The 13,422-nt window shown below is 70.2% G+C and carries 19 protein-coding genes; 5 read left to right on the top strand and 14 right to left on the bottom strand.

Annotation, left to right across the window (positions count from 1 at the left end):
• Positions 1-6 precede the first annotated feature (6 nt).
• Positions 7-1,572 carry an alpha/beta hydrolase gene (locus ACQP2X_RS41880; RefSeq protein WP_498691444.1) on the top strand — a complete coding sequence of 522 codons (1,566 nt, stop codon included), beginning with the start codon at positions 7-9 and terminating at the stop codon, positions 1,570-1,572.
• Here ACQP2X_RS41880 and ACQP2X_RS41885 read toward each other — a convergent pair.
• The gene (locus ACQP2X_RS41885) at positions 1,523-1,969 is read right to left on the bottom strand and encodes a potassium channel family protein (RefSeq protein ID WP_498691447.1); all 447 of its coding nucleotides are present in this window, start codon (positions 1,967-1,969) and stop codon (positions 1,523-1,525) included. The genes ACQP2X_RS41880 and ACQP2X_RS41885 overlap by 50 nt on opposite strands.
• Before the next feature lie 43 nt (positions 1,970-2,012).
• Between ACQP2X_RS41885 and ACQP2X_RS41890 the strand changes: the two genes are divergently transcribed.
• The gene (locus ACQP2X_RS41890) at positions 2,013-2,465 is read left to right on the top strand and encodes a GNAT family N-acetyltransferase (RefSeq protein ID WP_498691448.1); all 453 of its coding nucleotides are present in this window, start codon (positions 2,013-2,015) and stop codon (positions 2,463-2,465) included.
• Here ACQP2X_RS41890 and ACQP2X_RS41895 read toward each other — a convergent pair.
• Positions 2,445-2,828 carry a VOC family protein gene (locus ACQP2X_RS41895; protein WP_498691450.1) on the bottom strand — a complete coding sequence of 128 codons (384 nt, stop codon included), beginning with the start codon at positions 2,826-2,828 and terminating at the stop codon, positions 2,445-2,447. The two genes, ACQP2X_RS41890 and ACQP2X_RS41895, sit on opposite strands and share 21 nt — an antisense overlap.
• 57 nt (positions 2,829-2,885) lie before the next feature.
• Entirely contained in the window at positions 2,886-3,449 is a 564-nt protein-coding gene (locus ACQP2X_RS41900) for a TetR/AcrR family transcriptional regulator (protein WP_498691452.1), read from the bottom strand.
• Positions 3,450-3,526: 77 nt separating this feature from the next.
• Here ACQP2X_RS41900 and ACQP2X_RS41905 point away from each other — a divergent pair, with 77 nt between their 5' ends.
• A complete protein-coding gene (locus ACQP2X_RS41905; RefSeq protein WP_498691453.1) occupies positions 3,527-4,366 on the top strand; it encodes an alpha/beta hydrolase family protein in 840 nt (279 codons plus the stop codon).
• On the opposite strand, the gene ligD is transcribed toward ACQP2X_RS41905, so the two are convergent.
• The 3 genes from ligD to ACQP2X_RS41920 form a co-directional block, all read right to left on the bottom strand.
• The gene (gene ligD / locus ACQP2X_RS41910) at positions 4,367-5,401 is read right to left on the bottom strand and encodes a non-homologous end-joining DNA ligase (protein WP_498701190.1); all 1,035 of its coding nucleotides are present in this window, start codon (positions 5,399-5,401) and stop codon (positions 4,367-4,369) included.
• A gap of 105 nt (positions 5,402-5,506) precedes the next feature.
• Complete coding sequence (locus ACQP2X_RS41915) at positions 5,507-6,001, bottom strand: LPXTG cell wall anchor domain-containing protein (protein WP_498691455.1); 495 nt, start codon at positions 5,999-6,001, stop codon at positions 5,507-5,509.
• A 95-nt stretch (positions 6,002-6,096) separates the two neighbouring features.
• Positions 6,097-6,579: a PH domain-containing protein gene (locus ACQP2X_RS41920; protein WP_498691456.1), complete on the bottom strand. Its 483-nt coding sequence runs from the start codon at positions 6,577-6,579 to the stop codon at positions 6,097-6,099.
• Positions 6,580-6,643: 64 nt separating this feature from the next.
• Here ACQP2X_RS41920 and msrB point away from each other — a divergent pair, with 64 nt between their 5' ends.
• A complete protein-coding gene (msrB, locus tag ACQP2X_RS41925) occupies positions 6,644-7,051 on the top strand; it encodes a peptide-methionine (R)-S-oxide reductase MsrB (RefSeq protein ID WP_498691458.1) in 408 nt (135 codons plus the stop codon).
• Here the strand turns inward: msrB and ACQP2X_RS41930 are convergent.
• The 6 genes from ACQP2X_RS41930 to ACQP2X_RS41955 form a co-directional block, all read right to left on the bottom strand.
• Entirely contained in the window at positions 7,048-8,088 is a 1,041-nt protein-coding gene (locus tag ACQP2X_RS41930) for a glycosyltransferase family 2 protein (protein WP_498691461.1), read from the bottom strand. The genes msrB and ACQP2X_RS41930 overlap by 4 nt on opposite strands.
• A gap of 41 nt (positions 8,089-8,129) precedes the next feature.
• On the bottom strand, positions 8,130-8,651 hold the full coding sequence (locus ACQP2X_RS41935; RefSeq protein ID WP_498691465.1) for a dihydrofolate reductase: 522 nt from the start codon (positions 8,649-8,651) through the stop codon (positions 8,130-8,132).
• Entirely contained in the window at positions 8,648-9,448 is an 801-nt protein-coding gene (locus tag ACQP2X_RS41940) for a thymidylate synthase (RefSeq protein WP_498691467.1), read from the bottom strand. The genes ACQP2X_RS41935 and ACQP2X_RS41940 overlap by 4 nt, the downstream gene beginning before the upstream one ends.
• A 117-nt stretch (positions 9,449-9,565) precedes the next feature.
• The gene (locus tag ACQP2X_RS41945; RefSeq protein WP_498691468.1) at positions 9,566-9,823 is read right to left on the bottom strand and encodes a hypothetical protein; all 258 of its coding nucleotides are present in this window, start codon (positions 9,821-9,823) and stop codon (positions 9,566-9,568) included.
• A gap of 28 nt (positions 9,824-9,851) precedes the next feature.
• Complete coding sequence (wrbA, locus tag ACQP2X_RS41950) at positions 9,852-10,460, bottom strand: NAD(P)H:quinone oxidoreductase (protein ID WP_498691469.1); 609 nt, start codon at positions 10,458-10,460, stop codon at positions 9,852-9,854.
• A gap of 74 nt (positions 10,461-10,534) precedes the next feature.
• Complete coding sequence (locus tag ACQP2X_RS41955) at positions 10,535-10,789, bottom strand: early set domain-containing protein (RefSeq protein WP_498691470.1); 255 nt, start codon at positions 10,787-10,789, stop codon at positions 10,535-10,537.
• Between the two features lie 82 nt (positions 10,790-10,871).
• Here ACQP2X_RS41955 and ACQP2X_RS41960 point away from each other — a divergent pair, with 82 nt between their 5' ends.
• The gene (locus ACQP2X_RS41960) at positions 10,872-11,324 is read left to right on the top strand and encodes a GNAT family N-acetyltransferase (protein ID WP_498701194.1); all 453 of its coding nucleotides are present in this window, start codon (positions 10,872-10,874) and stop codon (positions 11,322-11,324) included.
• Here the strand turns inward: ACQP2X_RS41960 and hemQ are convergent.
• Positions 11,311-12,012: a hydrogen peroxide-dependent heme synthase gene (gene hemQ, locus ACQP2X_RS41965; RefSeq protein ID WP_498691472.1), complete on the bottom strand. Its 702-nt coding sequence runs from the start codon at positions 12,010-12,012 to the stop codon at positions 11,311-11,313. The genes ACQP2X_RS41960 and hemQ overlap by 14 nt on opposite strands.
• A gap of 4 nt (positions 12,013-12,016) precedes the next feature.
• Positions 12,017-13,402, bottom strand: coding sequence for a protoporphyrinogen oxidase (gene hemG, locus ACQP2X_RS41970; protein WP_498691474.1), 1,386 nt, complete (start codon positions 13,400-13,402; stop codon positions 12,017-12,019).
• Positions 13,403-13,422 lie beyond the last annotated feature (20 nt).

A 13,422-nucleotide genomic window follows, 5' to 3' on the forward strand; every position in this document is an offset into this window, starting at 1 on the left:
TCCACCGTGCGCCGCTCTCTCCTGGCCGTCGCCGCCGCGCTGGTGGTCACCGTCTCGGGCTGCACTGTGCCCTCGTTCGCCCCGGACGGCTCCGGCAAGTCCACGCCGGCCCCGCAGAGCACGTCCTCTTCCTCCGCCGCGCCGGCGACCGGCGCCGACTGGCAGCCCTGCCCCGAGATCCCCGATCAGCTGGTGGGCCGGGGCGCGGCCGGCATGACGTACGACTGCGCCAAGGTCTCCGTCCCGCGTGACTGGTCCGACCCCGGAAACGGGGAGACGTACGCGATCGCGATGATCCGCATCCGCTCGGCCACCCAGAAACAGCGGACCGGCTCGCTGCTGATCAACCCGGGCGGACCGGGCGGCTCCGGCATCGACACGGCGGTCTACCTGTCGTTCGGCCAGCAGTTCGGCGGTCTGCCGACCGAGATCACCGACAAGTTCGACGTGATCGGCTTCGACCCGCGTGGCGTCGGCCGCTCCGACCCGGTCAAGTGCATCAGCTCCTCCGACCAGGACGCGAGCTTCGCCGCCGTGCCCGACCCGGTCAGCCAGGCCGACTACAACGAGCTGGTCACCCTGAACCGGAAGATCGCCGACGGCTGCGCCCAGAAATACGGCCCGGCCCAGCTGGCCACGTTCTCGACCGTGCAGGCGGCCAAGGACATGGACGCCATCCGCGGCGCGGTCGGCGACGAGAAACTGACCTACCTGGGCTACTCGTACGGCACGCTGCTCGGCGCGACGTACGCCCAGCTCTTCCCGACCAAGATCCGGGCCCTGGTGCTCGACGGCGCGGTCGATCCGAAGCAGAGCTTCATCGAGGGCTCGGAGAGCCAGGCCAAGGGCTTCGAGCGCGCTTTCACCAACTTCACGAACTGGTGCAAGGCCAACACGGCCGACTGCCCGATCGCGCCCGACGCGCGCAAGGCCGTCACCGACGCGCTCAAGGCGGCCGACACCAAGCCGGTCAAGGGCGCCGACGGCCGCAACGCCACCTCGGGCTGGATCTTCGTGGCCGTGGTGTCCTCGCTCTACACCGAGACCGGCTGGACGGCCCTGGCCAAGGCCATCGCCGACCTCAAGACGGGTGACGCCGAGGGCGTCTTCGAGCTGGCCGACCAATACGCCGAGCGCAAGCCCGACGGGACGTACAGCAACCTGTTCGACGCCAACCTGGCCGTGAACTGCTCCGACACCAAGGACGCGCCGACGGTCGAAGAGGTGCGCCGGCTCCAGGGCGAGTGGCGCAAGAAATACCCGCTGTTCGGCGGCTCGCTCGCGGTCGGCATGCTGCCCTGCGCCGTCTGGAAGGGCGACCGCGACCCCTACCCGGCCGCCGCCGCCGTGGGCGCCCCGCCCATCGTCGTGGTCGGCACGACCGGCGACCCCGCGACGCCGTACGAGAACACCGCCGATCTCGCCTCGATGCTCGGCGTCGGCCACGTGCTGACCTGGGAGGGCGAGGGCCACACGGCCTATCCGAGCACCCAGTGCATCGTGCAGGCCGTCGACGGCTACCTCATCGATCTGAAGGTGCCGCAGGAGGGGCTGCGCTGTCCGGCGAAGTGATCCCCTGACTCGCCGCCATCTGCTCGAGCAGGGCCCGCACCTGCCGCAGGTTCTGCTTGAGCTCCTCCTGCTCCTCGTGCCGGAAGACGTCCCGGTCGACGATGAGCTTGCTGGCGAAGTGCGCGGTGATCAGCGGGATCACGACCAGCACCATCAGCGAGATCAGCAGCCCGGCGATCACCCGTCCCTGCCACGACGCGGGCGAGATGTCGCCGTATCCGACGGTCGACGCGGTGACCACCGCCCACCAGATCGCGTCGCCCAGCGACTTGCCCTCCTCGACGAGCGAGAAGAGGACGCCGCAGACGACGATCAGGATGGCGTACGAAAGAATCAGCGTGCCCGGCGAGTTGGCCAGCCAGACGATCCCGCGATAGACCCTGAGCAGCACCTTCATGGCCAACATCGTGCCCGAGCAACGATCGGAAAGGGAGAGTGCGATGTTCCGGATCGCCGAGCGGGCCGACGTCCCCGCGATTCTGGCCCTGTTGGCCGATGACGAGATCAGCCGTTCGCGCGGTTCCGTGTCGGAGCAGGTCGACGCGACGATCTGGGCCGCGTTCGAGCAGATCGACGCCGATCCGAACAACGAGCTGATCGTCGGCGACGACGGCGAGGTCATCGCGACCTGCCAGCTCACCTTCATCCCCGGCCTGAGCCGGGGCGGGACCACGCGCATGACCATCGAGGCGGTCCGGGTCCGTGCCGACCGTCGCGGCGGCGGTCTGGGCCGGGCCATGATGGCGTACGCCATGACGCGCGCCCGGGAGCGGGGAGCCGGCCTGATCCAGCTGACGACCGACAAACGCCGCACCGAGGCGCGGCGCTTCTACGAGTCGCTCGGCTTCACGGCTTCCCACGAGGGCATGAAGCTAGTCCCACCGTTGGGCTAGGCGCTCGAAGACCTCGGGGTCGCTGTGCGGCGGGATGACGCAGAGCAGATGTCCGCCCGGCGCCCGCAACGTCACGCACTCGAGCCAGCGGCCCTCCTCGACCGCGCCGAGCCCGACGAGCCGGGCCGTCTCGGCCTCGACGTCGTCGGTCTCGATGTCGAAGTGGTAGCGCGGCGCGTCGTCGACGGCCTGCACCGCCAAATTGTGGTCGGGCAGCACCCCGCGCAGCGAGATGAACTGCTCCTCGCCCGGCACGGGCCGCGCCGGCACGCCGAGCGCCCGCCCCCAGAACTCGGCGGCCTGGGGCGCCTCGTCCCGCGGCGTGTCGATCAGGAAGGTCGAGAGTCGACTGCGATGTGCCATGAGCGCGTAGTCTCCCGATCCGCCGTCGTTCAATCCACAGGTTTCCCGCCCGCGCTCTCAGTGTGACGAGCGCAATCCGGCCACCAGCAGCCGGACCAGCCGCCGCGCGTCGTACCGGATGTTCTTTCCGGCCCCCGCGCAGAGGCTTCCCACCCCGCGCATGAGCTCGTACGTGTCCTGGTCGCCCCGGATCTCCCCGGCCGCCGCGGCGGCCGCGAGCAACTCGCCGCCGACCGGCACCAGCCGCTCCACGAAGTACGAGTGTAGCGGGTCGTAGCAGGGATCGTCCGACTGCAGGACGGCGGCCAGCCCCTGCTTGGTGATCACGAAGTCGACGAACGCCTCGATCCACCGGACCAGCGCCGCGTACGGCGTGGGGCCCTCCGCCAGCAGCACCGGCCCGGCCTCGGCCAGCGCCTCGACCTGGTGCCGGTAGACCGCCACGATCAGGTCGGCCCGGGTCGGATAGTGCCGGTAGATGGTCGCCGTGCCGACCCCGGCCTCGGCCGCGATGTCCCGGATCGGCGCCTCCACGCCCGAGGTCACGAAGACCGAGGCGGCCGCGTCGAGCAGCGTGGCCGCGTTGCGCCGGGCGTCGGCCCGCCGGGGTCTGTCGCTCACAACACACTCCCTCCCCTAAACGGGACAACGTCCCGTATCTTCAATCGGGACAACGTCCCGCTTACTAAGGATGCCTCATGACCCCGATCGTCTCGGTGAAGCCTGTCGCATTGCCGGCGCCCGGCCGCGGCCAGGACCTGCACCTCCGGGTGACCGCCCCGGTGACCGGCCGCGATCTGCCGGTCCTGCTCTTCTCGCACGGCTTCGGCTCGTCGCTGGACGGATACGGCCCGCTGGCCGACCACTGGGCCGGGCAGGGCTTCGTGGTCCTCCAGCCCACGTATCTCGACTCGCGCACGCTCGGCCTGGCCCCGGACGACCCGCGCACGCCGAACATCTGGCGGTTCCGCATCGAGGACGCGAAGCGCGCCCTCGACCACCTGGCCACGCTGGAGGAGGCCGTGCCCGGGCTGGCCGGCCGGGTCGACCACGACCACATCGTCGCCGCCGGGCACTCGTTCGGCGGGCAGACCACCGGCGCGCTGCTGGGGCTGCGCGTCTTCGGTGAGGACTTCCGCGACCCGCGCGTCAGCAAAGGCGTGCTGCTGGCCACAGCCGGCCGGGGCGGCGACGACCTGACCCCGTTCGCGGCCCAGCACTTCCCCTATCTCAACCCGGACTTCGGGCACATGACCGCGCCGGCGCTGGTCGTCGCCGGTGACAAGGACCAAAACTTCCTGACCACCCGCGGCCCCGACTGGATGGCCGACCCCTACCTGCTGGCCCCCGGGCCCAAGACCCTGCTGACCCTGCACGGCGCCGAGCACTCGCTCGGCGGCATCCCCGGTTACGAGGCCCGGGAGACGACCGACGAGGACCCGGCCCGGCTGGCCCTGCTGCAGAAGCTCACCACGGCCTATCTGCGCGGCGAGGACCTGCCCGACCCGGGCGACCTGGGACGCCTGGAGACCAAGTAGTTACTTGCCCTCCCAGTTGGCCTTGTTCATCTTGCTGGGCTGCACGCGGGGCGGCTCGCCCGGCATCTTCGGGTGATCGGGCGGGTAGGGCAGGTCACCCTGGCCGTCCTTCTCGTCGCGGGCCGACCACTCCAGCAGCGGCGTGATGTCGTGGGCGACGTCGTCGATCGCCGCGTGCGGGTCGCCGATCTCGGCGAAACGCTTCGGCACCGTGCGCAGATCGAAGTCGTCCGGCTCCACGTCGGCCAGCTCGTCCCAGGTCACGGGCGCGGAGGCGGTGGCCCGCCCGTTGGCCCGCAGCGAATAGGCGCAGGCGATGGTGCGGTCGCGCGCCATCTGGTTGTAGTCGATGAAGACCCGCTCGCCCCGCTCCTCCTTCCACCAGGCCGTGGTGATGGCCTCGGGCCGGCGCCGCTCCACCTCGCGGGCCAGGGCGATCGCCGCCCGGCGCACCTGCACGAAATCCCAGCGGGGCTCGATGCGCACGTAGACGTGAACGCCCCGCCCACCCGACGTCTTGGGGAAGCCCACCCAGCCCAGATCGCCGAGCACCTCGCGGATCACCCCGGCCGCGGTCACCACGTCACCGAAGTTCGTGCCCGGCTGCGGATCGAGGTCGATGCGCAGCTCGTCGGGCTGGTCGGGCGCCGACGCCCGCACCGGCCACGGGTGGAACACGACGGTGCCCATCTGCGCGGCCCAGGCCACGTGAGCCAGGTCGACCGGGCACAGCTCCTCAGCCGTACGCATGGAGGGGAATTTGATCGTCGCCCGCTCGATCCAGTCGGGCACACCGCGCGCACCGACCCGCTTCTGGAAGAAGGTCTCGCCCTCTATGCCGTCGGGAAAGCGCTGCAACGTCGTCGGCCGGTCCTTGAGCGCCCGCATGATCCCGTCACCGACGGCCAGGTAGTACTCGAAGACATCGCGCTTGGTGTATCCCTTGCCCGGGAACATCACCTTGTCGGGGCTGCTCAGCCGCACCGTGTGGCCGGCGATCTCATGCTCTTCCGCTGCGGCTTTCGGCATACCCAGACCTTAAGCCCTGGGTACGACATCTCGCCGCACCGACGATGACGAGGCCGATCACGCCGAAGGCCGCCCGGCGGGAACCGGGCGGCCTTCGTTGTGGCGGGACGATCAGGCGTTGCGGCGGCGCCGGGTGTAGAAGACGGAGGCCGCGCCGGCGGCCACCAGGAGGCCACCCACGGCGACCAGCGTGCTCATCGGGGCGCCGGTGACCGGCAGGGCTCCGCCGGCGCTGACGCCGCCGCCCGGGGCCGTGGTGGCCGGGGCCGCGCCGGCCGGGGTCTCGGCCGGGACGGTGTCCGTGTTGGCGGTCGGCGTGGTGGTGGCCGGCGTGCTCGGCGTGGCCGAACTGGGCGCCGGCGTGGTCGGGGCCGGGCTGCCGTAGCCCGGGTTCCCGCGGGTCGGCGTGTCGGTGTCGGGCGCCTCGGTGCCATATCCGGCGGCGCCACCGGGGCGGCCCGGGTCGGTCGTGGTCGCGGCGACCATCGGCTGCGGAGCCTGGTCGGCGGTGGCCACGGCGGGCGAACCGCCGAGGGCCAGCGCGGCGGCGACGGCGAGGCCGGCGGTGGGCAGTCCGACGGCGACGATCCGGCGAAGTGAGCTCATGAGGAGTTAATCCGTTCTCTGGCGGTGTTCATGGTCCGAGAGGGGAGCTTAGCGGCAAATGCCCGATTTACCCTTTAAGCCGCCTCGGCGGGTCATCATCCCGGAAGACCACCGAAACGGTGACTCCGCCACAGATGGGACAAAGCGAACATTTTGCCCTCGAACTTGGGGTCGGCCGCGAAGAGCTCGCCGCTGTACGGAGCCCGCAGCCGCACACTGGCGCCGGAGTTCAGATAGACCGACACCACGGTGCGCGCGCCCCGCCGCTCGGCCCGCATGTCGGCCACGTCGTCCCAGGTGGCTACGCCGTCCGCGAAAACGGAACGGGTCCGGATGCCGCCCGAACTGATCTGCGTGCCCGTCCGCCCCCGGGCCGCCAGCCCGATCAGGGCGCCGGCCACCGCCGGCCCGGCCGCCACGAAGGCCCATCCGGGCCCGGCCGGAAGGGCAAGATCAGCCCAGGTCAGGACCGCTACGAGCAGCCAGAGGCCGACGTTCGCGATCGATCCGAGAAAGAGCCCTCGCCCGAGGGCCTGCTGCCAGGTGGGCCGGAACATGGCCGCCGATGCATCGTCCATGCCCTGGTTCAACGGACGTCCGGACACCCGGGGCCGCACCACCGGTGCGTCGTACCTTTGAAGCATGGCAACGAACGACACCACCCTGCCCACCACCGAGGAAGAGTGGCGGGTCCGTCTCTCCCCCGACGAGTTCCGGGTGCTTCGCCAGGCGGGCACCGAGGCTCCCTGGTCCGGGGAGTACGTCGACACCAAGACCGAGGGCATGTACAACTGCCGCGCGTGCGGCGCCGCGCTCTACCCGAGCGACGACAAGTTCGACTCGCACTGCGGCTGGCCCTCGTTCGACGACGCGATCCCCGGTGCGATCAAGGAGATCAACGACTACAGCCACGGCATGGTCCGTACGGAGATCCGCTGCGCCAACTGTGACTCGCACCTGGGCCACGTCTTCCGCGGCGAGCACATGACCGCGAAGAACACCCGGCACTGCGTCAACAGCCTGTCGATCCGCCTGGAGCCGAAGGCTTAGGGACGACCCGACGGCGCCTGGCCGGCCAGCTCCACTGCCTCGACATCGTCGTCGAGCGGCCCGCCGGGCACCGGCGTCGCGACGCTGCTGGTGACGTCGAGCGCGGCCGTGTCGAAGGCGACCAGGAACGGCGGGCGCCCCTGGCTGGCCGCGTAGATGCGCCCGATGTACTCGCCCAGCAGCCCCAGGCAGATCAGCTGGATGCCGCCGAGCAGCAGCACCGCCACGTAGAGCGAGGTCCAGCCGGGTACGACCGCGTCGGCCAGCCACGTGATCAGCGCGACGACCATCAGCACGACGCAAATGAAGAAGCTGAACAGTCCGAGCCAGGTCGCGATCTTCAGCGGGGCCGCCGAGAAGCTGGTGATGCTGTCGAGCGTCAGCTTGATCATCTTCGACAGCGGGTACTTCGTCTCGCCGGCCACCCGCTCGGCCCGCACATAGGGCACCTCGGCACTGCTGAAGCCCAGCGACGGCACGATCAGCCGGTAGACCGGGCGGGGCTCGGGCAGCCCGTTGAGCACGTCGACGACGGCCCGGCTCATCAGGCGGAAGTCGCCGGCCTGGTCGGAGACCCACGGGCCGACCAGCTTGCGCATCACCCGGTAGTAGAGGCCCGCGGTCTGGCGCTTGAACGCCGTGTCGGTGCTGCGGTCACTGCGCACCCCGTAGACCACGTCGACCTTCTCGCGGCGGGCCGCGGCCAGCATCTCGCCGATCACCTCGGGCGGGTCCTGGAGGTCGGCGTCGATGCTCACCACGTAGGCGCCCTTGGCCGCCCGCAGGCCGGCGCGCAGCGCCGTCTGGTGCCCGACGTTGCGGCGCAGCGCCACGACGCGCAGCTGGGGCCACTCGGCGCGCAGCTGCATGAGCCGCGAGACGGTCGCGTCGCTGCTGCCGTCGTCGACGGCCACCACCTCGTACGAGTCGCCGAGCCCGTCCAGCACCGGGCGCAGGCGGGCGACGAAGTGATCAACCGCTTCGCGCTCGTTGTACATCGGCGTGACCACGGAGAGTGTCACCGGTGACAAGAGCATGAGTGACCTCTTCCTGCTAGCGCCATTCGTCGGCGGGAAGACTAGCTTTCCGCCGCAACCGCTGACTGCCCCGGCTGTGCGGCTTGCCCGCTGCGAACCAATTCCTCGACCACGTATCGCTGGCCGCTCTGCGAAGTCTGCCAGCCCGACGAGGACGTGACGACCCATCCGTCACCCAACTCGGGTGCGTAGGTGTCGCCGGAAACCTCCAGGTCGAGGCGGGTGCGGAGGATGTGGTCGGCCACCGGCAGGAAGGCCGTGTAGACCGCCTGGCCACCCATGATCCAGACCTCGCCTGTGAGGTCAACCTCCTCCACCGAGTGAACCACTTCTGCCCCTTCGGCCGACCACGAAGGGTCACGGGTCAGTACCACGTTGCGCCGGCCCGGCAGCGGCCGGAACCGCTCCGGAAGCGAGTCCCACGTCGCCCGCCCCATCACCACTGTCGCGCCGACCGTGCGCTCCCGGAACATCCGCTGGTCCTCCGGCAGCCGCCACGGGATCTCCCCGTTCGCGCCGACCACCCGCTCGTGCGCCTCGGCCCAGATCATGTGCACGGTCATACGGCGACGGGTGCCTTCAGCGCGGGGTGGTGCTGATAGCCCACGACCTCGAAGTCCTCGTACTTGTAGTCGAACAGCGACGGCGCCGAAGCGATCTTCAACGAGGGGAACTCGAAGGGATCGCGCGTGAGCTGCGTGCGCACCTGGTCGAAGTGGTTGTTGTAGATGTGGCAGTCGCCACCGACCCAGATGAAATCACCCGGCAGCAGACCGGCCTGGTCGGCCACCATGCGGGTCAGCAGCGCGTAGCTGGCGATGTTGAACGGCACCCCCAGGAACAGGTCGGCGCTGCGCTGGTAGAGCTGGCAGGAGAGCCGGCCGTCGGCCACGTAGAACTGGAACATCGCGTGGCACGGCGCCAGCGCCATCTCCGGCAGGTCGGCCACGTTCCACGCCGAGACGATCATCCGGCGCGAGTCGGGGTCGCGCCGCAGCGTCTCGAGGATGCCGCTGATCTGGTCGATGTGGCCACCGTCCGGTCGCGGCCACGATCGCCACTGCACCCCGTAGACCGGGCCGAGCTCGCCGGTGGGCGAGGCCCACTCGTCCCAGATCGTCACCCCGTGCTCGCGCAGCCAGCCGACGTTGCTGTCGCCCCGCAGGAACCACAGCAGCTCGACCGCCAGCGACTTGAAGTGCACCCGTTTGGTGGTGATCAGCGGAAAGCCGGCCGACAGGTCGTAGCGCAGGCGCTCGCCGAACAGGCTGACCGTGCCGGTGCCGGTGCGGTCGCTCTTCGCGGTTCCGGTGGTCAGGACCCGCCGCAGCAGGTCCTCGTACTGGGTGTCGACGGGCATGGCAGCCAAACTACCCGCCGGGCGGGCCCACACAGAGGTGGGACCGTCCGGCGGGTCCCGGTAGCGGCCGGCAACCGGGATCTCTCCACCCCTCGGTGGCAGGGGTGGAAGAAGAAGCTAGCTCGCCCAGCTGTCCGACATCTGTGGGATGTGCTCGTTGAGCGACTGGAGGTCCCGCTGGGGCCGGCTCTGGTCGGGCGGCGGCGCCTGGTTGGCGACGAAGCCGAGGTCGGCGCCCATCTGCTGCCACCGTTCGTAGAGGATCTGGTCCTGCAGGACGGCGCGGACGTCCTGGTGCGCCGCCCGCAACTCTTCCAGGGCGGCTTCGTACCGGGCGACCCGGGTGTGCAGGTCGGCGGTTTCGTACGTGGTCATGCAGCCAGATTAGCGGCAAATGTGAAACTTAGTCGGTTTTCAACCGGCCGGCGATCGCGACGATGCGCTGCGCGAGGTGGTCGAGAGCCGCGTACTGGGCATCACCGAGCGGGGCGTCGTTGGTGCCGCCGGTGACGTGCGAGACGCCGTACGGATTGCCGTCGGAGAACTTCAGCGGGTCGGTGTAGCCGGGCGCCACGACGATGCCGCCGAAGTGGTAGATCGTGTTGTAGAGCGCCAGCAGCGTCGACTCCTGGCCGCCGTGCGCGGTCATCGAGGCGGTGAAGCCCGCGTACGCCTTGTTCGCCAGCAGCCCCTGACCCCACTGCGGGCCGAGCGTGTCGATGAACTGCTTGAGCTGGCTGGCCACGTTGCCGTACCGGGTCGGCGAGCCGAACAGCACCGCGTCGGCCCAGACCACATCGTCGGCGGTGGCCTTGGGCTCGTTCTTCGTCTTGTCGAAGTGCTGACTCCAGGCCGCGTTGGACGCGATCGCCTCGGCCGGCGCGAGCTCGGGGACCTGGCGCAGTCGTACCTCGGCTCCGGCCTTCTCACCCGCCTCGGCGAGACGCTCGGCCATCTTGTGGATGGTCCCGGTGGACGAGTAGTAGATGACTGCGAGCCGCGTACCGGCCATGGTTGCCTCCTCGAAGATCTGCTTGCCAAGTCAAGCGAATCTCCGGTGCAGTACGGCCGAAACTGCGAATTGCGTTACACGAGAAGCTCGTCACCCAACTCGTCGTCGAACCAGACGCCGCCGGTGGCCAGGTAGCGGAACCGGTAGTGGCCGGGGCCGACGGTCACGCTGACCGTGCGGGTGCCGTCGCGGCGCGGCTTGAGCTCGTGCCGGCCCGGCTCCCACTCGTTGAACGTGCCCACGACGCTGACCTGCCCGTCGACCACCGACTGAGGCAGGCAGAAGGTCACCCGGGTCTTGTTGCCGAACAACTTGCTCCGCTTGATCATGAAGGCCTCCACACCTCGGGCTTCCATCCGTACAACGCCCGGGGACGATACGGGTGACGCCGCGCCGCATACGCTTCGGCACATGCAACCGGATCAACATGACGAGTTCAGGTCGGCCTCGTTCCGAGATCTCGACACCACGACCCTGTACGCGATCCTCAAGCTGCGCGCCGACGTGTTCATCACCGAGCAGCAGTGCCCGTACGGCGAGCTCGACGGCCGCGACGACGAACCCGGCACGAGGCACTTGTGGTTTGCCCGCGACGGAGAAATCCGGACTTATCTCCGTATCTTGGACGACGGTGATGTCCAGCGCATCGGGCGTGTGGTCACCGCCAAGAGCGCCCGCGGCATCGGGCTCGCCGGCCGGCTCATGACCGAGGCGCTGGCCGTCATCGGGAACCGCCCGAGCGTCCTCGACGCCCAGGCGCATCTCACGAAGTTCTACGCCAAGTTCGGATATGAGCCGACCGGTCCGGAATACCTGGAAGACGGCATTCCGCACGTTCCCATGAAGAGGGTTACGGCAGGGTAGCTACGATCTCGCCGATCGAGCGGCGGCGGCCCGTGTAGAACGGAACCTCCTCGCGCACGTGCCGCCGCGCCTCGGAGGCCCGCAGGTCACGCATGAGGTCGACGATGCGGTAGAGCTCGTCGGCCTCGAAGGCCAGCATCCACTCGTAGTCGCCCAGCGCGAACGACGCCACCGTGTTGGCCCGCACGTCCGGATATCCCCGGGCCAGCTTGCCGTGCTCGGCCAGCATCTGGCGCCGCTCCTCGTCGGGCAGCAGGTACCACTCGTACGACCGCACGAACGGGTAGACGCAGAGGTAGGGCCGCGCCTCCTCGCCGGCCAGGAAGGCCGGGATGTGGCTCTTGTTGAACTCGGCCGGGCGGTGCAGCGCCATCTGCGACCAGACCGGGGCCAGGTGACGGCCCAGCGCGGTCCGGCGGAACAGGGAGTACGCCTCCTGGAGCGCGTCCGAGGACTCCGAGTGCCACCAGATCATCACGTCGGCGTCGGCCCGCAGGCCGGACACGTCGTACGTGCCGCGGATCGTCATGTCCTTGGCCGCGAGCTGCTCGAAGAGGCCGTCGACCTCACCGGCCAGCTCGTCGCGCAGCGCCGGCAGCGGCGTCTCGGCCCGGAAGACCGACCACATCGTGTACCGGATCGTCGCGTTCAGCTCGTTGAGCCGCGCCGCGTTCGTCTGCTCGCCCATGCTTCTACCCTTCTAGAGCCTTGCTCACGTCTTCGGCGGCCCGCTCGCCACTGGCGATGCAGACCGGGATGCCGATCCCGTCGAACGCCGCCCCGGCCAGCGCCAGGCCCGGCGGCAGCGCGGCCCGGGCCGCGGCCAGCCGGTCGAGGTGCCCCGGCGCGTACTGCGGCATGGCGCCGCCCCAGCGCTGCACCCAGGAGGCGGCCGGCGGCGGAAGCTCGTCACCGAGCATCCGGGCAAGATCGGACAGCGCCCGGTCGAGAAGCACCGCGTCGTCGACCTGCAGTCGCTCCTCTTCGCCCGCGCGCCCGAGCGACGCTCGCACGATCACCGAGCCGCCACCGGCCGCATGGGGCCACTTCGTCGTGAAGAACGTGGCCGCCTTGACCAGCGTGCCCTCGCTCGGTGGCACCAAAAATCCCGACAAATCCGGGAGAGGCGTGCCAGGCGGGAGCGCGAGGCCCACCAAGGCCACGCTGGCGTAAGCCAACCGCGAGACAGCGTCGGCGGCGATGTCGGAGATTCCGGATAAAAGACGAGAAGCCGGTGCAGCAGGCACGGCCAGCACCACGGCGTCCACATCGTCGGTCTGCGGCGCCGGCACCGGCCCGAGCAGCAGCCGCCATCCGTGTGCCGTGCGCGCGATCTCGCGTACCGGAAGACCCAGGCTGATCCGCGCCCCACTGGCCGCCGCCGCCGCGCCCACCAGGCGGCTCATGCCGCCCTCGACCGCACCAAAGATCGGCTGACCGGGCACCCGGCGGCTGGCCCGCTGCGCCGCCCGCACCGCGCCCTGCAGGGTGTGCTCGACCCGCGCCGTCCGCGCCAGCTGCGGCATCGCCACCTGCAACGACAGCTTGTCGGCCCGTCCCGCGTAGACCCCGCCGAGCATCGGGTCGACGAGCCGGTCCACCACCTCGTCGCCGTAGCGCTCTCGCACCAGCGCCCCGACCGCGACATCTTCGCCTGCGGCGAGCAGCGGACGGCCCGCGTCGTGGTCCCGCTGAGCGTCCGGGTGCGCCACATCGCCGAGTTGCGCCAGATCCCCCGGTACGCCGACAAGCGTGCCCGGCGGCATCGAGGCGAGCCGCCCGCCGATGGCCAGCGCGGCCGGCACCCTGGCCGGATGTCTGATGGCATCGCCCAGCCCGAGCCGCTTCACCAGGCCGACCGCGGCCGACTCGGCCCCGTCGGTCCCCGACATCAGGAACGACTCGGCGCCCCGCTCGACGGTCACCCCGCCCAGCTCGCCGGTGCGCAGCTTGCCGCCGAGGGCGCCGCTCTGCTCGTACACGATGATCTCGGTGTCCGGCGGCGTCAGGTCGCGCAGCCGTACGGCCGCAGCGAGACCGGCGATGCCGCCTCCGATGACCGCAACCCGCTTCCGCACGGCTCAACCCTTCCACTTGG

Source organism: Actinoplanes sp. CA-131856 (assembly GCF_050956135.1).
In the GTDB taxonomy this organism is placed as follows: Bacteria; Actinomycetota; Actinomycetes; order Mycobacteriales; family Micromonosporaceae; genus Actinoplanes.